We start from the raw sequence: 21,884 nt of genomic DNA, 5'->3' as shown, positions 1-21,884 counted from the left end.
AAGCATGGCCCAGTTCCTCAACACAAAAGAAACCCTGGTGACAGAGGCCATAGACGGCCTTCTGGCCTCTTCTGGCGGTCGGCTTACTCGGCTGGACGGCTATCCGCATATCAAGGTTGTTTACCGGTCGGATTGGGACAAGTCGAAGGTCGCCCTGGTATCCGGAGGAGGGTCTGGTCATGAGCCCGCCCATGCCGGTTTCGTTGGCGCTGGTCTGTTGACGGCAGCGGTTTGCGGTGAAGTGTTCGCCTCACCCTCGGTGGAGGCGGTTTTGGCCGGCATTCTTGCGGTCACGGGTGAGGCTGGGTGCTTGCTAATTGTCAAGAATTACACGGGTGACCGGTTGAATTTTGGACTGGCGGCGGAACGCGCCCGCGCTTTGGGTCGCAAGGTCGAGATGGTCGTTGTCGACGATGACATCGCCCTGCCCGACCTTCCGCAACCACGTGGCGTTGCGGGAACGTTGTTCGTTCACAAAATCGCCGGAGCGCTTGCCGAAAGCGGTGCCGATTTGGACACCGTCACCGCCGCAGCGAGACGCATCATAGCAAAGGTTGTCAGCATCGGTATGAGCCTGGACACCTGTACCGTTCCGGGATCTCCGAAAGAAGACAGGATCGCGCCGGGGAAGGCAGAGCTTGGCTTGGGTATCCATGGTGAGCCCGGCGTACAGCAAGTCGAGTTCTCAAACGCGGTATCGGCCATGTCCACAGTGGTGGAGAAGCTGCAGCAAAGAGTGGGCGATGGGGACTGCGTGGCGTTGGTCAACAACCTCGGTTCAACTACTCCGCTCGAAATGGCTGTCCTCACCCACGCCTTGTCCGAAACCGGGATTGCCCAGCATATCATTGGCCCGGCCCCCATGATGACATCGCTAGATATGCACGGGTTTTCGGTTTCCATTCTGCCCGTGGATCAGGACGATTTGTCAGCCCTTGAAGCTCCCGTTGATCTGGCCGCGTGGCCCGGGGTCAATTCCATCGACCCGATCAAAGTAGCACCATTGCCTGATGGCCTGACCCCAATCGATCCAATTCCTTCGAACAATCCCGCAACAAAGGAAACGATCACCCGGTTGTCTAAGCTGCTGATCAACGCCGAGAAAACCCTAAACGAGCTGGATGCGAAGTCCGGAGATGGCGATACAGGAAGCACACTGGCCACTGCCGCAAGAGCATTGCAAGGTAGCCTTGACCGCATGCCGCTGGCCGATCTGACGCAGCTGTTTCCGGCGTTGGGCAACGAACTGAGCCAGACAATGGGTGGGTCATCAGGTGTGATCCTTGCGATCTTCTTCAATGCAGCCGGGGATGCCTGTGCAAGCGGAGCCTCCGTGCCGAAATCCCTGGTCGAGGGCCTGAACCGTGTCAGCCAGGTCGGAGGTGCCAAAGTCGGTGACCGGACAATGATTGACGCCTTGGCGCCGGCACTTGCCGCGCTACCATCTGGTCTGACACATGCGGCCGAGGCTGCCCGCGAAGGCGCGAACAACACCGCAAATATTCGTCGTGCGAAGGCGGGCCGGGCAGCCTATGTTCCCGAAGAAAACCTAGTTGGACATAACGATCCCGGCGCCGAGGCTGTTGCTTTGTTGTTTGAAGGCTTGGCGCGGGAGATTGAGGGCTGAAGAACACGTGGAAGACCAAAAACAAAAACTAGAATTGGTGAAAAAGCCAACCGTCAACGACCTCGCGCGCGTCGCTGGTGTCAGTCTCGCGACTGTTGACCGCGTCTTGAACAGACGCCCCGGCGTGCGGGCCGTAACCGTACAGAAAGTACAAAAGGCAATTGATGAGCTGGGCTATGTGCGCGATACGGCCGCGGCCAACCTTGCGCGAAACCGAGTTTACAACTTCCTCTTTGTTCTGCCGGACACTGACAACGAGTTTGTGGAGGCAATCAGCAGTCAGATCGCAGAACAATCCCGTGACCAATTTATCGAGCGGACCCGCATTGCGATAAAGAAGGTCGCCCCGTTCGAGCCGCAAGATATCGTCAACATTCTGGATGCTGTCGACAGTTTGGATGTAGACGGAGTCGCCGTTTTTGGGCCAGAAACGCCTTCTGTCCGCGATGCTGTCAAAAGGCTCAGGGACAAAGGCGTTCCGGTGGTTGCCTTGGTATCTGACTTGCCCAGTTCCGAGCGAGACCACTTTGTGGGAATCGATAACGTTTCGGCAGGACGAACCGCCGCTCAGCTGATGGGGCGGTTTGTCCATCGCGACGGCAAGGTCTTGGTTCTTACAGGATCCCGTTTGGCGCGTGACCACCTGGAGCGTCGCCAAGGCTTTGACATTGTCGTGGCCGAGGAATTTCCGCACCTCCAAGTCGTAGCGTCGGTTGAGGGCCGGGATGACCCTGATCTGATTTACAAGATGATGCCCGAGATCTTTGAAACCTATCCGGATCTGGTCGGAATATACTCGTCAGCAGCGGGCAATGCCGGCCTGATACAATTTCTTTCGGAGAACAGGTTCAGCAAAGATCTGGTGATCATAGCGCATGAGCTTACTCCGCTCAGTCGTGAGGCGCTTAGGCTTGGCACATTTGACGCCTTAATCTCGCAAGACACCGGGCATATTGTTCGTTCTGCCGTCCGTCTATTGCGCGCTACTAAGGACAAGGTTCCATTCAACAAAGCGCAGGAACGTATCCGTATCGACATCTATCTGAAGGATAATTTACCGCCGTAGAGGCTTAGGTTTTGGGGAGGAAATTTTATGAAGACGATCAAAGGTCCAGCTTTGTTTCTTGCGCAATTTGCGGGGGACGAAGCACCGTTCAATTCGTGGGACGCGATCACCAAATGGGCGGCTGATTGTGGATACAAAGGCGTTCAGGTCCCCAGTTGGGACGGCCGGTTGTTCGACCTTGAACAGGCCGCGTCCAGCACCGGCTATTGCGATGACTTCAAAGGCAAAGCCATGGAGAATGGCGTCGAAGTCACCGAACTCTCAACGCATCTTCAGGGCCAGCTTGTGGCCGTTCACCCAGCTTATGACAGCGCGTTTGATGGGTTTGCTGCCGAAAGCGTTCGGGGGAACCCGAAAGCCCGGCAAGAATGGGCGGTAGACCAGGTCAAAAAAGCACTGTCAGCGTCAAAAAACCTGGGTATTTCCGCACATGCAACATTCTCTGGCGCGCTGGCATGGCCCTATGTCTATCCTTGGCCGCAACGCCCTGCCGGCTTGATCGAAACGGCGTTTGATGAGCTTGCGCGTCGTTGGGTGCCAATCCTTGATCACGCCGAAGACTGCGGCGTTGATGTTTGCTATGAAATCCACCCCGGAGAGGACCTCCACGATGGTGTGACGTACGAGATGTTTCTGGAACGGACGGGAAATCACCCACGGGCCTGCATGCTATACGACCCGTCACACTACGTGCTGCAATGTCTCGACTATCTGGACAATATCGACATCTACAAAGATCGGATCAGGATGTTCCATGTTAAAGATGCCGAGTTCAACCCGACCGGGCGGCAGGGTGTTTATTCCGGATATCAAAGCTGGGTTGATCGGGCCGGGCGGTTCCGGTCGCTTGGTGATGGCCAAGTGGACTTCGGTGCGGTCTTCTCAAAAATGGCCGCGAATGACTTTGATGGCTGGGCTGTGGTCGAATGGGAATGCTGTCTCAAGCACCCCGAGGATGGCGCGCGCGAGGGCGCGCAGTTCGTGTCCGACCACATCATTCGCGTGACCGAGAAAGCCTTTGATGATTTCGCCGATAGTGGCGCTGACGAAGCCGCCAATCGCAAAATGCTGGGGATTGAGTGATGGTCACAGGACGCAATGAAGAAACGTCAGGACGTATTCGCCTTGGCATGGTTGGCGGCGGAAATGACGCCTTTATAGGGGGCGTTCATCGCATCGCCGCGCGACTGGACGACAAGTTCGAGCTGGTTGCCGGTGCTTTGTCTTCGACGCCAGAGAAATCCATTGAAAGTGGTCAAGCGCTGGGCCTCGAACGGGTCTATGAAGACTTCAAGCAAATGGCGATCCGCGAAGCCCGGCTGAAATCCGGGATCGAGGCGGTCTCAATCGTCACGCCAAATCACGTCCATTATGCAGCCGCGCGTGAGTTCCTGAAACGCGGTATTCATGTCATTTGTGACAAGCCACTCACCTCGACCCTTGCCGATGCAAAAAAGCTGGTCAAAGCAGCAAAAAGCGCGAATGCCCTATTCATTTTGACCCACAACTACACGGGCTATCCGATGGTTCGGCAGGCGCGCGAAATGGTTGCCAACGGCGAAATTGGCAAGATTCGCGTGGTTCAGGTTGAGTACCCGCAGGACTGGCTGACCGAGCAGCAGGATTTCAAACAGGCTGAGTGGCGAACTGATCCCGAACGCTCGGGCGCGGGCGGATCGACCGGTGACATCGGAACCCATGCCTACAACCTTGCCTGCTTTGTAACCGGGCTAACGGCGGAAAGCCTAGCGGCGGACTTGCAGGCCTTTGTGCCGGGGCGCAAAGTCGATGACAACGCCCACGTCTTGCTTCGCTTCGAAGGCGGAGCGCGAGGTATGCTGTGGTCGTCTCAGGTGGCTCCCGGAAATGAAAACGCACTTCGTTTGCGGGTCTACGGCGAAAAAGCTGGGCTGGAGTGGGCCCAGGAAGATCCCAATTACCTTTGGTTCACGCCATACAACGAACCCAAGCGACTGATCACTCGAAATGGAGCTGGAGCTGGTGATGCTGCCAATCGGTTGAGCAGAGTCCCTCCGGGCCATCCCGAGGGATATCTTGAAGGTTTCGCCAATATCTATGGAGAGGCTGCTGAGGCAATCCAAGCTTTCCGGAATGGTATTTCACCTGATGCGTCGGTTGTTTATCCAACGGTTCATGATGGACTCAATGGTGTTAAGTTTGTAGCCGCATGTGTGCAGAGTTCTTCAAGGAATGCGGCTTGGGTCAGCTTAACTTAAATCCTGGTTGCGGGCGTAGGGCATGTATCTTGGAAGGCATCGTGGGTATCTACCAAAAACCGAAGCGCACAACCTATTAATGAACACTCCGGAACAACGAACCGCGAGCGTCGCTGAACCGGTGTCATGTGAAGCGATCTTCGGTTGCGTGATGACCGTTCATTGGAACGAGTACAAAAGGCTACTTAGCGTGCAAAGCCGTCCTTCAATTTTCGGGCCTCGCTAACTCAGTATCCTAACGCAGATGCGGCAACCAGCCTGTTCTTATTGAAAACAACGTGTTCTCGCGCAAAGAGTAGCAGCGCGGCCTGCACCGCCGCACTTGTTTTGGATCAGCGGGATTTGGACAAGCCAAACACCCCTAGCCATCAGCGGCAAGACGCTGCCTTCCCCCTCGGGCAACCCTACTAGACAACATCGTTTCCTCGGCTGCACATGCGAGCCGTACCTTTATTGTCGAATAGCATTGCCTCGCCTCCATCCGCGTTCGCCATACGGCTCATCAGCAGGAACAGGCACCTTCGGCGTATGATCGGCAAATCAACCCTGATTTTCCAAAAGAAAGTCAGGATCAATGAAATCGGTCTAGGTGCAGGTTGAAGGAACTGACACAAGCATGGCAAGGTACTCTCGCTGGTGGTGGAACTAAGTGTCGCCTTGCAAAGAGGGAATTGGCGGACTGAGGAGCAACTGTTTTCTGCAACTATATGTTAAGCAGTGATAAAAAGTTGGACTAAAAAATACTCTACTGAATATTCCACACTAGGAATGGAAACTGGCATTTCTAAGCCAAAGTCTGGGGTTTAATGAAAGGCCCGGTAAGATATATAAAACCGTCACTTCTACAGAGTGTAACGAACACATTCTTCGAAGCGTTTCGAACTTGCTGATGACGACAATGCGGAACAAATTGCCATCGGACGCTGAGCAATCAAGGACCGTACAGATCCCAAATCGAACTTCCAAAGTTGAGCCCCGCAAGTCCCGAGGTGCGAACGGCTCAGTTAGTGAAGCTCAAAGCAAAAGTATGATTTTGCAGGTAACGACATAGGTCGTTCCTTGCGCAATTCAGTTAAATCAAAGGTAATTCAGCTTCTTGGTCACCCAGAATAGAATTTCTGCCAACACCGAAATCGCGCCTGCTTCCTCGGTGATAACCAAGCCCGTACCTGATGCACCCAGCTTGGTCACCCTTGCACTTTGATCTTCCGGAATTTCTGCAACAACGATGAAGTCCGCCGCGCCAATCAACTCACGCAGCGACGGAAGCCCACTTCTGGCATCCAACGCCCCTTCGCTGGTAGCGGGTGGTATGTCCGAAATCGTGGTATCAAACTCCGCTCCAGGCATACTACGCAGTGCAACTCGAATAGTGTCGCCAACGGATATGTTTTGCAGGCTACTCAAAGGAAGTGTCGCAACCAGAACCCTGTCGCCTGGTACAATAAAATTGATTGCCCCTTGCAGAGTCGAAACCCGGTTTCCAGGGCGCAGGGTCAAGCCTGTCACCATGCCATCTGCAGGTGCGCGCACGACTGTTTGTTCCAATGCCCAACGCGCTTGGATCAGCAAATTCTCTATCTCAGCAACGCCAACATCGACCCCATCCACTTGCGCGGCAATACGCCGTTCAAGACCCGCCTTCCGCGCGTTTGCGGCGCGCAAGCCCGCATCAAGTTGCTCAATCGTTGAAACGGCTTCCTGAAGCTGGAACTCAGTGGACGCTCCCCGTTCGGTGAGACGGATAATATCATCGCGACGCGCCACACCAAAATCCAGTTGCGCGGACAATGAGGCGATGTCAGCCTCAGCCGCCTCAAGGTCGTGACCCAGCTGATCTGCCTCAGATTGGGCGGAGGCCAACGACGCTTCAAGTCGAGCGACCTCAGCGGCGAATTCCGTATCATCTATCCGGAAAAGAACATCCCCCTTTGATACCAACTCATTGGGCTCTGCTGCGACTTCTGTCACTGGTCCAGCAACATTTGGGGCAATGCTGATCACTGCACCTTGGACCGAAACCGTCCCGCTTGGTGTCGTGTGGTTCAGCGCGCCGATAACCACCAATGCAATCACGACACCACCGCCATAGATGAAGGTCTTTGAAACCGCGTTCCAAGGCAGCAGGCGAAGTTTTGAAAACACCAGCCATGCCAGGCCAAAATACAGCGCCAGAACGATTAGCATACCAGATACTCCACTGGATTCATTGGACCAGAAACCGAAGCATCTGAGCTCACTAAAGACGCACAAGACCAGGTTCGGCCGATTTGGCTATTATACAGTCTCAAGTAGCGTATCTGAAAGAGTGTGCTCTGAAAGGGCTCCTGGCGCTCCAATTGCAACAAGCCTAGTTTCGGGTTTACGCTCACCCCACACTTCATCCCGCGCGATGTCCATGCGTTTGCCGACGACCTGGACAAGAATGCGATGATCCGGATCCTCCTCACTGAAGACAAAACCCTTGAGACGATAGACATCACCGGGAAGCGACCGAATAGCGCTTCGGAGAGAAGAGAGGCTTATCGGGCGTTCCGCTTTCATCATAGTTGTCGAAAAGCCTTCTGAATGATCAGCGTGGTGGCAGCCGCAGCCGGGGCCATGTTCATGATGGTCAGGTACTTCTGTTTCTAGTTGTTCTGAGGCAAAGCGGCCGACTGAAAGAAGTATGTCCAGAGGGACGTTCGCATTGACAGCTTCGACCAAACGATAGCGACGAAAGCGAGACCCGAGCCAATCATGCACCTTCTGAACCGTAGCCCTGTCGACAAGATCAACCTTGTTCAAAATAACCATGTCCGAGAACGCAATTTGACGAAGCTTCAGTTCCATTTGTTCAGGCGCAGAAAAGAGCTGTTCCGCATCGACGAGACACATCAGGCTGTCCAAGCGGATCATGTCCCGAAACTTCTGATCTGTGAATGTCATCGCAATTGATGACGGGTCCGACACTCCGCTTGCTTCAAGGACGATATATTCCGGTTTCTCAGGCCGGGCGAGAACGGCCTCTACCGTTTCGATCAGGTCGTCTCGGATCGAGCAGCACACGCAGCCATTCGCTAGACTCATCACATCATCTTCGAGGCCGACCACCAAGTCGGCATCGACGTTGATGGATCCAAAGTCATTCACCAGGACTGCCACTCGCAATCCGTGATTGCCGGTGAGGATGCGGTTTAGAAGCGTTGTCTTACCGGCTCCTAGAAAGCCGCTAAGGATCGTTACGGGGATTGCGGATGACGACCCAAATTCGATCATGTCGTTACTCCGCCTTCTTCTTTCGGTTCGGGATGACGTCATCGACCTTAATGACGAAATCGCTGGGCCATTCTGGATCAGGAGCCCGGAATACATCAGCTGGGTAGTATTCCTTGGGATCGATCTCCATGTCTCGGTACTTCTGATCTTGCTGTTCGGCACGTGATGACCGCGGTGCTGGCGGCTTGATTTCATCCGGCAGCGTGATCTTGCCTTCTGCTTCCATCTTGCCCAATTCGCGGAAGGGGGCGACAGATCCAGACTTTCCGGGAAGCGTCGCCTTCCGATACCAGATTGCATCCTTGGTTACGTTGACAACGGCGACATCCAAACCCCAGGCGAACAACCCATCATAGTGCGCTCGGATTCCCGCCAACATCTCAGCATCGATATCCTCGTCTTGCGTATAGTGGGTTACCATTGCAAGCCTTGGGCGCGCCTCAGCCATCATCTTACCGACCGCATAGTGCGAAGTATGGTGCGTATCGATCGTGTAGTTGAACAGCTCTTGCGGCAAACCGTATTTGTAGGTCATCAACTGACCGATATCCTGTCCGGACATTTCGGTCACAAACACATCCACGCCTTTTCCGTATTCAAGGCTCAGTTCATCAGGGCGGCCATCGCCGGTCCAAACAAAGCTCAGGCCATTCCAATCCAGCCGATACCCCACAGCTCCGTCCTTGGCGTGGCTACGAGGCCAGGACCGAACAGTCACGCCATCTTCGTCATAAACGATGCCACCTTCCTGGCGGAAATCGAATTCGTTGACCTCAATCTCATAGCCATCCCCAATCGGGAATACATCAAAGGCCTCCAGATGCCATTTGAGCATTTGCTGCATGCCTTTAACCATTCCGGCCGTGCCAAGCTCGGGTGTCCGACCTGATGGACCGTGAATGCGAAGCGGTGTGTATCCACCAGACCAAGCCCGGAACGGGTAGATGTAAGGGATGTCGGCATAATGATCGACATGCAGGTGCGTAATGAAGATGTCGTTGATCAACTGACCCGGAACCTGCATCCCGATAATATTGCGAACACAACCTGACCCGAAGTCGAAGAAGAACCTCTTTCCGTTACCCAACTCGACCATAATACAGGTGCCAGCCTGATCTTCGCGGGGCGGAAACGGGGTTGAACCACAGAACGATATCCGCATCTCGTCGGGTCCGAGATCCTCGGACAGCGGGAAGTAGTTCGCGTTCGAACCTGTCATGTATTTTGTGGGGCGGAAGTACTCCGGCAGCGTGATACCGCCCGCAGGTCTGCCGCCGTAAGGGTTCTTTAGGCTTTCGCCTAGTGGTCCATCTCCGGGGTGCGCCTGTGCAGCTCCTGTACCGTAGCTGACGGCACCGGTTGCGACCGCACCTGCTGCCAGCCCCTGCATAACGTGTCGCCGGGAAGGGTTTTCGATGCCGTCAGATTGTTGGTTCGGTTCGTTCTTAAGATCTTTGCCGTTGTCTTCTTTTGTCATGGCCATGCCCTCAATTGGAAATGCTGCGAGGATCGCGCTTCACCATCCGGCGAAGCTCGTTCACGAGTTCAGATTTTATGTGGGCCCACTCCGCGCGCTCTGAGGCTGTGATCGATACATCCTCCAGCAGCTCGGAAGCTTTCTTCAGGTCTTCGACGACCTCTTTGAGCAACGCATCCGTTTCGATACGCGCTGACACCGCATCGGACAGTTCTGGAATCTCTTCTGTCTGGTCCACTGCCACTGGATAAATCCCGGCTCCCACTATCTATTCTCACATCGAGATGAGTGCGGTTGACCGTGCAGGCCAAGTGAGTCACCGTGAGTTGGGGGTGAGTTTGCCTTGAACAAAGCTAGTGAATTGCCGATAGATCAACATGTTGAGCAGCCGTCGCCGGATCTTGTCCGGGAAGCGCTCGAGCGCGTTGTATCGAGCGATGAGTTTCAAGCTTCGCCCCGTCTGCAACAATTTCTTACATACGTAGTCGAGGAAGCTATCGCGGGTCGTGGTCCCCAGATCCGAGGCAAAGCTATTGCTGTAGAGGTCTATGGGCGACGCATTGATGGCAGTGGCGGCCAAAACCTCGTTCGCGTCGAAGCAAGGCGACTACGTCGGCTATTGCGCGAGTTTTACGAAGATCAATGGGACGGCGAAGGTGTTCGCATTTTTGTTGATCCTGGCGGATACAAGCCTCGTTTTTCATACAAGCCTACAATTGAAGACGGCGTATCAAATGCATGGAACGGTGATGAGCCCGGCGGGCGTCGGCGTTCGCTGCGGCTGCTACCAGTTGGATTGGGGGTCTTCGCAGTAGTCGTTGTGCTTGGCATCTGGACGAGCCAAAAAAACACAGAAGTACCGCCAACGGCTCAATCCATTGAACAAGCTGAACGTGCAGCACTTGGTGAGCAATCTTTGACAAGACTTCAGGCGGCCAACCTTGCAGATCAAGCCCGAGGCATGTTTTTTCCCGTTTTTGACGTCAAGCGCCAGCAAATCGCACTGGGAATGTTCCAGCATGCAGCCGAGCTCGACCCAGCACTCTCCGATGGCTATGCGGGATCGGCACAGGTTTTGGCGACTCTGGCCATGCTGTCCCCGGATGAAACGCAAAGAAACTATCTGTTAGGTCAAGCTTCCGAACTATCTGAAAAGGCCCTTGAATTGTCCCCTGCTGATGCGTGGGCAAATGGCGCAAATGGTTGGGTGTTGGCTGTCTATAACCAGCCAAACGAGGCTTTAAAATACGCCCGAATGTCCGTCGAATTGGGGCCGAAGGACGGCCATATTCTCGATCTTGTTGGTATCACTGCCATAGTTGCCAATGCCCCGGAACTTGCTGCCGAAGTCAGCAACCCGGAAAGAACCAGGTCTGGATCGGGTAGGTTTGGTGCGAGAAACATCTGGGGCGTGTCGCAACTTATGCTCGGGAATTACGAGAGTGTTGTCGAAGCCTTTCAGGGGGCGCCAGCTGCCGGAGCGCCGGTTAGTGCCCCTTCGCTCTTATTCCAAGCCGTCGCGCAAGATCAGTTGGGAAACACGGAAGACGCACAACGGCTCATTGCAGAAATGCGCAAAACGTGGCCCAAGTTTCCGTCTGAGTTTCTCGCTTACAGGATATTCAACAACGACAACGCTACGCGGAATTTGATACTGGAAACACTTAGCAAGTTTTGACAAACGGCCGATTAAAACGACAATGATGTGCGTCTAAAAGCTGACGTTTAAACTAATCATGGAGGTTGCCTAGCAATAAACCTTAGTCCTCACTTTGATTGACCGATGTCGGCCCAAAAGAGACTTTCGCGGTAGTTGTTTGTTGCGGTGTTTGCAAACCCACACAGCCGCCTTTCGTCGCACCTGCTCGTATTCGATAGTGGCGACGGCCTTAAGTGCGGCCAAAGCAGCCGTCTAAAGCATGACACCTAAGAACAAATCGCAACCCGCAACTGGCGTTCGCGACCAGATTTTGCAAGTTCGCAAAACGCGAGAACAAGAGTTTTCAATGTCGCTTCGAACCTTTGCTGTACTAAGTTTTCGAATTGACCTGACTTGACGGCAAGGTTGCCTGAACGATCAGGCGACGCACTATTTTCAAGATGTTGCGAGAACTTGATCCGCGATCCAGTCGAACACAAGCCTGGGACCTCGGCCCGAGTTGGTGTAGTTCCGAGACATCACATAACCGGCATCGCTGAAAACGAGATCGTCCGTAACGGTCACAAGAGAACCCTTGCTGAGCAGATCATCAATCAATCCAATCCAGCCTAATGCAACGCCTTCACCTGACAAAGCGGCCTGGGTGACCATGTCGTAGTTGTTGAAGCTAATGTAATTTTTCTTTCTTTCGCCCGTTACGCCTAAGCTATCAAACCATCCTTGCCAGGTTTGCCACGCCGCGGTTGCGGGTTTTGACAGACTCAAAAGTTGAACATTGAGCAAGTCTGCAGGATTTTGGATTGGCCCGATCTTCTCTAACAGCTGAGGACTGCAAACAGCGGCGACAACCTCTTCCAAGACCAGTATTTCATCAGGTTTGATCTGGTCTTTGGGCGCAACATGAATGCGAATGTCGCAATCGGTATCATCTAGACTGGGCGGCACATTTGAAGCCAGAATCTGAAACTCAATTTCATCCCCGATTTCCTCTCGGAGATAACCAAGACGAGGCAGCAACCAGAATGTTGAGAACGCAAAATCGGCTGAGATTCGAACACTGGGTTTAGTTTTGCGTTCCAGCAAAGAGTTTACCGCATAGTTCATCTGCGTCATTGCTGGTCTGACCACATTCAAAAGCCTCAAACCCTCGTATGTCAGTGAGACGCCCCGGTGTTCCCTTTTGAAGAGGACGACACCCAGATCAACCTCCAAACCCCTTATCCGTTGAGAGATAGAGGATTGCGTCAACCCGAGAGCATCTCCCGCACTCGTAAAGTTTCCATGTTTTGCGACCATTTCGAACGCATAAAGCGCAACGAGGTTCCGGCTTAGATTGGTATTAACTCTGCTAATGTCATCCATAATTACTCAGCTACTGCAAAAGAAAGAAAAATTATACCAAAAACTATGCCAATGGGCGCGAGTGCAGCCCTGTGAAAGAAACACGGGAGCCAATGATAACAAAACAAAGTCGCGGCCAAAAGCTCGGATAGCCATCCGACTAACGACATTCACATGCGTACGCTGGCTCAAAGAAGCTTATAATTTCAGAGAGCTCTAACTCTCCGGACCCATTGAGGTTGACGACGCAATTTGCGTGCATCGTTGGGCTCATTGGTTTCTCGGCAATATCGGCTGTCGGACTAAGACTAGCAGACAGTCTCACTACAATATCCAAAACAGGGAGAAGTTGACTATGGCAATAAAGCCACCTCTTTCCGAACTTCCGATTAAGACCGCTGATAACGGTTTTTATCGGGGGTTCAGTGTAAACGTCACGGTTATCAGTAAGATCATCATCAGTTTGTTGGTCGTCTGGTGCATCGTTTGGCCAACCCAGGCCGGCAGGATCCTTGGCGACTGGAACGCAGCTATTCTGGCTCAGTTTGCTGCTTGGTACATCTGGGTCGTAACCGGATTTGTTATCGTCTGTATTGGTTTGGCCATCTGGCCAGCTGCGGGACGTTTGAACCTTGGTGTCGAAGGTGAAAAGCCGGAGTTCTCAAATTTCTCCTGGTTCTCGATGATGTTCGGTGCAGGGATCGGTGTTGGGATGTTGACCTGGGCGGTTGCAGAACCCGTAGCCCACTTCAAGAACAACCCTTCAGTTATTCAGGGGGTCACTACAGCTCTAGATGCCGACAATGTACGCACCGCTTACGTGTGGTCCTACCTACATTGGGGATTGGGCGCTTGGGCGTGCTACGCGATTGCTGGTCTTGCACTGGCATTCTTCAGCTATCGCCGCGGGCTTCCGCTAACGATCCGCTCATCCTTGACACCACTTTTTGGCAAAGCACTGTCGGGCAACCTTGGACACCTGATTGATATCGTTGCCGTTGTTGCGACAATCCTCGGTGTGGCACAGACCTTGGGATTTGGTGTCGAGCAATTTGTGGCAGGTCTGACCCGTATCGGCATTGGTGGATTGGCTAACGCAGACGGGTCAGCCACAACGTTGGGTATCATCGTCGCCTTGCTGGTCATTATGGGTGCCTCAACGCTGTCGGCTCTGTCCGGTGTGGGTAAAGGTATTAAGTGGCTGTCAAACATCAACATGGCTTTGTCGATCTTCCTTCTGGGATTCTTCATCCTGTTCGGAGCGACATTCTTTGGCGCCAAGGCCTTCTTTGTCGGCATCTGGGACTACTTGATCGCTTTGCCGTGGCTCAGCTTCAATGTTTACGCCTCAGATGGCGTTGAGGGCTCCGAGGCTTTCCTATTAGCACAGTGGCAAGGCTGGTGGCCGGTGTTCTACTGGGCTTGGTGGATCGCGTTCGCACCCTTCGTCGGGTTGTTCTTGGCTCGCATCTCGCGCGGTCGGTCCATCCGTGAATTTGTGCTGGGCGCAATGATCGTACCCTCGCTTATGTGCTTTGTCTGGTTTGCGTGGGCCGGTGGTACGGCCATCGATCTGGAACTGAATGGCGGTGCGAATGGCGTGATTCTGGACGCAGCCAATGGTGACAAGATCTTTGCCATGACTACGTACATGCTCGCACCAATAGCGGAGTTCCTTGCTTGGGCAATGGCAGTAGTGATCGTAGTCCTTTTGATGACGTTTCTAGTAACTTCCGCTGACTCGGCAGTCCTGATCGTGAACACAATCAACGCCGCTGGTGACGAAGGGCCCAAGGCTCGCCCGCACATCATGTTCTGGGGCGCAGCGCTGGCATTGGTTGTTGGCGGTTTGCTAATCTCTGGTGGAACAGGGGCAATCCAGACAGCCATGGTAATCGGCGCACTACCTTTCTCTATCGTCATGGCGCTGATGTGCATCGCGTTGATCAAAGCGATCTGGAACGACGGGCGCCGCGAAGCTGCCGGCATCGCATCAACGATTGATCCAGAATCATCGACGATGCCAGCCGAATAAAATTCGCTTAGCCAACAGTGACCCTGGGACGTTCCTAGGGTCACAAATTTGAAGGCAGCCCATACAGAAATCCATCAGAAGTTGAGGTTTTTGCACTGTGCGTTGACTGGTTGATCAAAATCAAAAATACGATTTTGAATAAACTTGGCTACGTCAGCTTTCGAGCACTACCAGCATTGATTCACTGTGTAGCATTTCGCACTTTGAGCTCTTTCCAGACCTCGGAGGCAGCGCAACTTCGAACCATACAACGCTACGTCGACCGGAACTCATCGCCACTTTCAGACATTTTTCAATACAGAAGGTCCTGCGTTGCAGCGTTCCCAAAACGGACCTTGGCTGGCTGCAGAGAAAGTACTGGTCTTCGTTCAGATATCTTTAATTATGACTGTTAAGACGCAAGTTACTCACGTCTTTCAGACCACCCCCTTCTGAATGAAGTCGGCGCTTCGCCGTAGCGTTTCTTGAATCGTGCTGTAAGTTGCGTCGCGCTGCTAAAGCCGGTAGCTGCCGCGATTTCCGCGACCGCCATCTCGGTTTCGCTGAGCAAAGCGTAGGCCCTGGAAACACGCAGTTCAATGTAGAACTGGACAGGCGAAGTTTCGACATACTTTTGGAAGAGACGCTCTAACTGGCGACGAGATATCTGCACGGCTTCTGCTATTTCAGAGATATCTAACGGCTCTTCCAGGTTTTCTTGCATGATCTGCATCGCGTTGATCAGGTACTGATTGCGACTACCCAAAGCGACCGAAAAGGCTGATTTCTGGAGCGTTTTACTATTATTGGACCGAAAGTGGATGCACATGTCCGAAACGATGACCGCCAAGTCATTTCCGAAATCGGATTCGATCATGTCCAACATCATGTCGGTTGCAGCATTTCCTCCGCCGCACGTCATGAGGTCATTGTCGATCTCATACAGGTTTGACGATGGCTCTAAGTCATCAAAATGTTCGATGAAAGCAGGGTGGTTTTCCCAATGCAATGTGAACCTTTTGCCTGACAGAACTCCGGCCTTGGCAAGGGCGAAAGCCCCTGTGCAAATACCACCCAGATTACACCCAAAGGTTCTTTGGCGGCGGATCCACGACAGGACCTTAGGGTTCGTACTTTCTGCCGGTTCAATACCCGAGCAAACAAACAGCCGCGATGATCGCGGTAGGTTGTGCAACGCAAAATCCGGTTTAATTTCAACCCCATTCGAACAAGAGACCGGATTTCCATCTTCAGTGATCAGAAACCATCTATACAGTTCTTTGTTTGTGACCTGATTAGCGATCCTCAGAGGTTCCAATGCGGCGCTAAAAGCCAGCATGGTCAGCTTTGGCAGCAGCAGAAAATAGATTTCCTTGGCCGGCCCATCATAGTCAATGCGATAGCTGGCCGCGCCCTTTGGGACAAAGTTTCTCGGGTCCATACGCTCTCCTCCAAGTATCGACCAAGGCGGATGAAGGGCACCAACACCTCATTTGGTGTTGGTGCAGAAGGATTAGGCACTCATCTGTGCAACAGGTTCTCCGCTTTCCTCCCAGGAGCGGACTTCTTCTTCGCTTGCTTTAGGCGAAAAGAGCCCTGTCATGGCATAGAAGATACCGATGACTGGTGACAGCCAGCAAGCGAATGCAAGCGGAATATACAGCAGGTTTTCGAAGTTGCCGTCTGCGATACCCAAACCAAGCGCCGTGATGACAAACGCGCCACCTGCATTCCACGGGATCAGAGGGGACACCAGCGTTCCGCCTTCCTCGACCGCCCGGGACAGGTTCAGTGGGGAATAGCCCATCGCTCGATAGACCGGTGCATACATCCGCCCTGGCAGTGCAATTGACAGATAGGGGTCACCTGCAACAGTGTTGGTCGCGACAGAGGTCAAGATGGCCGAGGTTTGAATTCCAGCAAACGTTTTCACCTTCGAGATGACAACTTTGATGATCGCCTGAAGGCAACCGACACGTTCAAGCGCTCCGCCAAACCCCAAAGCCAGCAGCACCAGTGAAATCGTCCACATCATCGACTGAATACCCCCGCGGTTCAGCAGGGGATCGATCTCCGGAACCCCAGTATCGATCGAATAGCCGCTATTGGCGAAGGTGAACGTCTCATGCAGTCCAGCCCCCTGACAGAAGATAGCCATGATGCCGCCCGAAACGGCGCCTGCAAACAGTGACGGGATCGGAGGTTGTTTCATGACTGCCAGCACGATGACCAGAACGGCTGGAAACAGCATGATCGGCGAAATCCAGAACGCGTCATCCAGTGCCGTCGTGATTGCATGAATGCGGTCAAACGATACCTGTGACGTGTCAATCAGAGTGAAGCCAACGACAAAGTAGATCACGAGTGCAATCAGCATCGAAGGAACGGTGGTTGGAAGCATATTCCGAATGTGATCGAACAGATTGGTTCCTGTCACGGCTGGTGCCAAGTTCGTCGTGTCCGATAGAGGTGAGATCTTGTCTCCAAAGAATGCTCCGGAGACGACCGCCCCCGCTGTCCAATACATTGGAATACCGAACCCCGCACCGATCCCCATCAGCGCTAAACCGACAGTGCCTGTCGTTCCCCACGAAGTGCCCAATGAAACGGAGACAATGGAGCAAAGGACCATTCCAGCGGCGAGGAAAAGTTCAGGCGACAAAATCTTGAGACCGTAGTAGATCAGCGTTGGCACAGTTCCGCTCGCGATCCACACACCGATTATCATTCCCACTGTGATCAGAATCGAAACTGAAGGCAGTGAGATATTGATAACGTGGAAAACGCCCTCTTCGATATTGGGCCATTTGTGACCCAACATGAGGCCAACGATGCTGGTGATCGCGATCCCGAATGCCAACGGGATATGCGGGGTAAAGTCACCGAAATAGAATAATTGCAGCCCAAGCACACACAGAGTCAGCACTATTGGCGCAAGCGCCAGCAGCAAGCCGGGCTGCCGCATGTTGTCTTCACTCCCAGACATATGGGTCTCCTCCTTTAGATTGGTCCAGAACCTTGATGATCTGCGGAAGAAACCAAGTTTGGCGGTGTGAGACTGTCGGTCAGAGCGTACATCTTGTTAAAATTTGCGACATTCAAGCGGCGGATTTCGGCGTCTTCGAATGAACTGAAGACCGGCAATTGCGATCACGCCAAATAATTTTGCTGCGTTTGGGCCGTCTCACCGCCTTCATTGGGGCAAATAGCAAACTTTGCTCGAGTTGGAGTGGTTCTGTTAGTCATGGTCCTTTCCGTACCTTCACCCCATAGTCCCCGTGCCGCAGCACGGCGCATCGAACTTGTCGTTCGCAACGAGCGCAAAATCAAAGCCTGCCTGAACTCGCTAAATGCGGAAAAAACGGCCCGCCGTAATGGCTTTCTTGAGGTAGAGGCAGACCGAAGTAACTCCGTTCATTCCAGTATGAAAACAACGCGCAATGTGACGCAAAGATCGTTTCAACGGATGCCACTGAACGAACTAAAACTTCAAGATTTTTGCGCAACAATATAGCGGCTTTGGAGCATTGAGGCTTGATCAGACGTATAGAGGATATCGAAGCCTGCGGACGCAATCTTCCTCTCAAGCACTGATCCAGACACAAAATGCACAAATGGGGCTTTACCAAGAGCCTGCATGATTGGGATCGCGACCCGACTGATCATCGTATACTTGAAACCACCGCTCTCAGGGGCGCAAACGGTTTTGGATATGAAAAACCCACCGGGTTTTGTAAGTGCGGAAATGTGCTCAAGCGCTTGGTCCAAATCGGGCAGGAGATGAAGCAAATTGTGCGCCAGGACCGCATCGTAGGACCCTTCGTCAAGACCGTGCTCAAGAACTTCAGCCACCTTGAAAGTGACATTCTCCAATCCTTCTTTCGCACGCTTCTCTTCGGCAATCTCGATCATGCCCGGAGCGAGATCCGTCGCGGTGATATTGGCAACATGCGGTGCAAGCAGCAGCGCCGTTGAACCCGTCCCGCACCCGATTTCCAGTACGTTGTCGTCCGCTTTCAGGTACGATTTCGTAATCTCGAGCGTTTTCAGATACCCTTCCATGTTGCGGATTGGGTCTGCCGCGTACTTTTGCGAGATTTTGCTCCAGAACGCGGCATCTTTGGACAAAGCAGCCATTTCATTGCTCTCTTACAAGGTTGTTACCGCATCCCTTACTTCCAAACAATCATTTATGGAATTGCCACAATCTGCAGAACTGTTATGCATAAATGCATGAACTGGAACGCCATCAATTTCGACTGGAACCAAGCACGGTCCTTTCTTGCGACAGCCGAAGAAGGCTCATTTTCCACAGCGGCGCGCGTTCTTGAGCAAACTCAACCCACTGTCGGCCGTCAAGTTGCTGCACTGGAAACGGCGCTTGGCATCACCCTGTTTGAAAGAGTCGGCAAGTCGCTAAAGTTGACGACAGCTGGCGCCGAGCTTTTGTTGCATGTCAGAGAAATGGCGGATGTGGCAAACAGGATTTCTCTTACTGCGACAAGCCAGTCGCAAGCTGTTGAAGGGCAAGTCAGGATTACTGCATCCGATGTGATGTCTGCCTACCAGCTGCCACCGATACTGAAAAAGATTCGACTTGCAGCACCTCGACTGGAGATAGACATCGTTGCTGCAAATGACATACGAGACATACAGCGACGTGAGGCTGATATCGCGATCCGACATGTACGCCCAACTCAGCCGGATCTGACAGCAAAGCTTGTCGCCGAGGCCAGCGCCCATTTTTACGCGGCACCTTCGTATCTTGATCAGGTCGGACGGCCTAAAAATGAAAATGAACTTGCGAAATTGGACTTTGTCGGGTTCGGGGACATCGACACGATGATCGGCTTTCTCGATCCGGCGGGCATTCAGGTCACCCGAAAAAGCTTCAGGATTGGCTCACAAAGCGGGATAGTATCCTGGGAATTGGTGCGCCAAGGGTTTGGCATAAGTGTAATGTCGGATGATGTGGCTGCCTTAACGCCGGGTGTGGAGCGCGTGCTTCCCGACCGCGAGCCGTTTAAGTTCCCGATTTGGCTGGCGACGCATTCGGAGTTACATACTGCACGAAGGATCAGGTTGGTGTTTGATCAACTGGCGGACCAACTAAGCGCAGGGACCATCAGGTAATCTGGGAGTTCGCTTTATGTCACAGGCTATTCCAACGCTTCACTTGCTATGCGGCAAAGTTGCTTCGGCGAGATACTCAGGAACCGCCCCACGTACAACGGCGTGAGCCCGTCCGACCCGCTGGAACCGGGCTAAGGCGGCGGGCGTCGAGGACGTGCTAGCCCCGGAGGCCATCGAACTGGCCGTCGCCGTCGAGGACGAACTGGAAACGGTTGAAAAGAAGGTGCGAGAGCAAAGGGTTAAGACCCGGTGGGATCGGGTGCGCAACAGTGCTCACAGCGTGTTCGTCACCGAGGAGCGGCAGGAGCCTGACGACAAGGTGGTGGTAAACACCAGCGACCCGAATGCTCTTATGGACATGATTCCAGAACTTGAAACCTTGCTGGGTGAAGCGCACTTGGGTCTCTCCTACGGCGGCATCGGTATCGCCATTCGCAAGGCGCGCTCGGCCTACCTCGCCGTCAAACGGCGCAACAAACAGGGCAACGACATTAAGGCGAGGACGGCAAACCGACTAAGGACCCGACCCCCATCGTCAGCACCGGGGGCATCACGGCGAGCCATATGTTGGGTCCGCTCCACAAGGTCGCGTATTTCCAGAGCGTAAGGCGCACGAATAGCGGCATAGCCCAGACGCCGGTGTTCACCCCCACCGGCCTCGCAAGCAAAATGGCCAAAACCGCAGGGGCGGCACTGCCAATCCTGAAGGGTGTGGTGGTGTTCCCGGCCATGCACGACGGCCAATTTCTGTTCGGCTCCGGATACCACGAACCCTCGGGGCTGTGGCTGGAGACTGGCGAGCTTGACATCGAGGTGTGTGACGACCCCCACAAGGCCGTCACGTTCCTAGCCACGAGTAGCTGTGCGACTTCCCATTCGAAACGGGGGCGGACTTCGCCGCCGCCCTGATGCTGGCCATCTCCCTGTTGCATACCAAAACCGACCTCTACGGGTCGACAATTTCGCTCTTTGCTATGACAGCGCCCAGCGCTGGTATTGGCAAGTCCATCCTGCTTGATCGCGTCAACTGCACCGTCACAGACCAAATCGCCGCAATGACGTCGTTGCCCGAAGACCGGGAGGAACGTGAAAAGCTCATCACCAGTGTGACAATGGAAAGCGCGCCGCTGCTGGCCTTCGACAACGTCACCACCGGCTCGACCATCGGCAACAGCTACCGCGACCCACACCAACTGGTCACGCCCCGCATCTGGAATGCGCGGGTGTCGCAGCTTTCCAAGACCCACTCCGGGCCGACAGGTATAGTCGGTTGCCCTGACCGGAAACAACATCCTCTTGGCGGGCGACACGGCGTCCCGCGCCGTTAAAATCCGCCTCGTACCACGCAGATTTTAGAATATGACCCTTCGCGACTTTAAGCATCCGGACATTCTGAAGTGGACTCGCGACAACCGGGGGCGAATCCTCGGCGCATTCGCCTGCATCGCCACCGCCAAAGTGCCCTCCGTAAAACCCATTAGCCGATTCCCTTATTGAGAAAGTGCAGTCGCCGGACCGGTGCTGAACGTGGGCGAAGCGCCGGACTTCTTCGTGCCGTGGGTCGAAGCCGGTGAGGCGGACGTCATGGGGAACGCACCAACCGGCCTGGACGACCTCCTGATGTCCGTTACCCTGATCGATGTCAACGGGATGATGCAGCCGCCCGAAGGTGACTGGGTCAAGGCAACTGCAATCATTGAACATGTCGATCCAAGAATTTTTGATAGGGCGTTTGCAGGGAACAAGAGGCCGTCCGCACAGGAATTGACCGGATGCCTGCGCCGCAACCGCGACCCCAAGGTCGACGACGCCTACACACTCCGCGCCAACCGCATGAACCTCGGGAATCGCGCAAAGCGACAGACCAGATGTCCGTTTCGAATGGAACGGACGAAAGATGCACCGGAAATCAGCGAAACCACCCGCGTTTTCTACGTGAATCCGCTTCGGGGCGAAAATGAGGGGAAAAGTTAAGTTGTTAGTGTGAAGGGAATATCCAACGTGCCAACAAGTACGTCAAAGTCGTGTGTAGGATTTAAGTGAGATAATCTTAAAAAGCACATTGAATATA

Annotated in this window: 18 protein-coding genes and 1 pseudogene; 10 read left to right on the top strand and 9 right to left on the bottom strand. The window is 53.7% G+C overall.

Annotated elements, in window-relative coordinates; translation table 11 throughout:
* Nucleotides 1-4 precede the first annotated feature (4 nt).
* From ACR0J4_RS11005 to ACR0J4_RS10990, 4 genes are read left to right on the top strand one after another with little or no spacing between them, the layout of a single operon-like run.
* The gene (locus ACR0J4_RS11005) at nt 5-1,627 is read left to right on the top strand and encodes a dihydroxyacetone kinase subunit DhaK (protein ID WP_170642540.1); all 1,623 of its coding nucleotides are present in this window, start codon (nt 5-7) and stop codon (nt 1,625-1,627) included.
* Nucleotides 1,554-2,693 (top strand): LacI family DNA-binding transcriptional regulator, encoded by a 1,140-nt coding sequence (locus tag ACR0J4_RS11000; RefSeq protein ID WP_480668547.1) that lies wholly within the window; start codon nt 1,554-1,556, stop codon nt 2,691-2,693. The genes ACR0J4_RS11005 and ACR0J4_RS11000 overlap by 74 nt, the downstream gene beginning before the upstream one ends.
* A gap of 27 nt (nt 2,694-2,720) precedes the next feature.
* Nucleotides 2,721-3,776, top strand: a complete 1,056-nt coding sequence (locus ACR0J4_RS10995; RefSeq protein WP_170642539.1) for a sugar phosphate isomerase/epimerase family protein — start codon at nt 2,721-2,723, stop codon at nt 3,774-3,776.
* Nucleotides 3,776-4,930: a Gfo/Idh/MocA family protein gene (locus ACR0J4_RS10990; RefSeq protein ID WP_170551987.1), complete on the top strand. Its 1,155-nt coding sequence runs from the start codon at nt 3,776-3,778 to the stop codon at nt 4,928-4,930. The genes ACR0J4_RS10995 and ACR0J4_RS10990 overlap by 1 nt, the downstream gene beginning before the upstream one ends.
* Nucleotides 4,931-6,007: 1,077 nt before the next feature.
* Here the strand turns inward: ACR0J4_RS10990 and ACR0J4_RS10985 are convergent.
* The 4 genes from ACR0J4_RS10985 to ACR0J4_RS10970 form a co-directional block, all read right to left on the bottom strand.
* Nucleotides 6,008-7,117, bottom strand: a complete 1,110-nt coding sequence (locus ACR0J4_RS10985; RefSeq protein WP_170642538.1) for an HlyD family secretion protein — start codon at nt 7,115-7,117, stop codon at nt 6,008-6,010.
* 90 nt (nt 7,118-7,207) lie between these two features.
* Nucleotides 7,208-8,188 (bottom strand): CobW family GTP-binding protein, encoded by a 981-nt coding sequence (locus ACR0J4_RS10980; RefSeq protein ID WP_170642537.1) that lies wholly within the window; start codon nt 8,186-8,188, stop codon nt 7,208-7,210.
* A gap of 4 nt (nt 8,189-8,192) precedes the next feature.
* Entirely contained in the window at nt 8,193-9,665 is a 1,473-nt protein-coding gene (gene gntH, locus ACR0J4_RS10975; RefSeq protein WP_170642536.1) for a guanitoxin biosynthesis MBL fold metallo-hydrolase GntH, read from the bottom strand.
* 10 nt (nt 9,666-9,675) lie between these two features.
* Nucleotides 9,676-9,903 (bottom strand): hypothetical protein, encoded by a 228-nt coding sequence (locus ACR0J4_RS10970; RefSeq protein ID WP_480668543.1) that lies wholly within the window; start codon nt 9,901-9,903, stop codon nt 9,676-9,678.
* Between the two features lie 105 nt (nt 9,904-10,008).
* Here ACR0J4_RS10970 and ACR0J4_RS10965 point away from each other — a divergent pair, with 105 nt between their 5' ends.
* Nucleotides 10,009-11,343: a tetratricopeptide repeat protein gene (locus tag ACR0J4_RS10965; protein WP_170642534.1), complete on the top strand. Its 1,335-nt coding sequence runs from the start codon at nt 10,009-10,011 to the stop codon at nt 11,341-11,343.
* 417 nt (nt 11,344-11,760) lie between these two features.
* Here the strand turns inward: ACR0J4_RS10965 and ACR0J4_RS10960 are convergent, their stop codons facing one another.
* Nucleotides 11,761-12,438, bottom strand: coding sequence for a LysR substrate-binding domain-containing protein (locus ACR0J4_RS10960; protein ID WP_480668630.1), 678 nt, complete (start codon nt 12,436-12,438; stop codon nt 11,761-11,763).
* A gap of 42 nt (nt 12,439-12,480) precedes the next feature.
* Nucleotides 12,481-12,687: pseudogene (locus ACR0J4_RS10955) on the bottom strand (helix-turn-helix domain-containing protein); the annotation flags it as partial.
* A gap of 334 nt (nt 12,688-13,021) precedes the next feature.
* On the opposite strand from ACR0J4_RS10955, the gene ACR0J4_RS10950 reads away from it, so the two are divergent.
* Nucleotides 13,022-14,701, top strand: coding sequence for a BCCT family transporter (locus ACR0J4_RS10950; protein ID WP_170642532.1), 1,680 nt, complete (start codon nt 13,022-13,024; stop codon nt 14,699-14,701).
* Between the two features lie 403 nt (nt 14,702-15,104).
* On the opposite strand, the gene ACR0J4_RS10945 is transcribed toward ACR0J4_RS10950, so the two are convergent.
* From ACR0J4_RS10945 to ACR0J4_RS10935, 3 genes are all read right to left on the bottom strand, one after another.
* Entirely contained in the window at nt 15,105-16,121 is a 1,017-nt protein-coding gene (locus ACR0J4_RS10945) for a GlxA family transcriptional regulator (protein WP_170551963.1), read from the bottom strand.
* A 72-nt stretch (nt 16,122-16,193) separates the two neighbouring features.
* A complete protein-coding gene (nhaC, locus tag ACR0J4_RS10940) occupies nt 16,194-17,666 on the bottom strand; it encodes a Na+/H+ antiporter NhaC (protein ID WP_170642531.1) in 1,473 nt (490 codons plus the stop codon).
* 503 nt (nt 17,667-18,169) lie between these two features.
* On the bottom strand, nt 18,170-18,817 hold the full coding sequence (locus ACR0J4_RS10935) for a class I SAM-dependent methyltransferase (RefSeq protein ID WP_170551957.1): 648 nt from the start codon (nt 18,815-18,817) through the stop codon (nt 18,170-18,172).
* 96 nt (nt 18,818-18,913) lie between these two features.
* On the opposite strand from ACR0J4_RS10935, the gene ACR0J4_RS10930 reads away from it, so the two are divergent.
* From ACR0J4_RS10930 to ACR0J4_RS10915, 4 genes are all read left to right on the top strand, one after another.
* The gene (locus ACR0J4_RS10930; RefSeq protein ID WP_170642530.1) at nt 18,914-19,813 is read left to right on the top strand and encodes a LysR family transcriptional regulator; all 900 of its coding nucleotides are present in this window, start codon (nt 18,914-18,916) and stop codon (nt 19,811-19,813) included.
* Nucleotides 19,814-19,967: 154 nt separating this feature from the next.
* Nucleotides 19,968-20,420, top strand: coding sequence for a hypothetical protein (locus ACR0J4_RS10925; RefSeq protein WP_170642529.1), 453 nt, complete (start codon nt 19,968-19,970; stop codon nt 20,418-20,420).
* A gap of 301 nt (nt 20,421-20,721) precedes the next feature.
* On the top strand, nt 20,722-21,141 hold the full coding sequence (locus ACR0J4_RS10920) for a hypothetical protein (protein WP_170551948.1): 420 nt from the start codon (nt 20,722-20,724) through the stop codon (nt 21,139-21,141).
* 199 nt (nt 21,142-21,340) lie between these two features.
* Entirely contained in the window at nt 21,341-21,787 is a 447-nt protein-coding gene (locus tag ACR0J4_RS10915) for a hypothetical protein (protein ID WP_170551945.1), read from the top strand.
* Nucleotides 21,788-21,884 lie beyond the last annotated feature (97 nt).

It is taken from the genome of Ruegeria sp. B10, from assembly GCF_056539825.1.
This window is presented reverse-complemented; position numbering and strand designations above follow the sequence as displayed.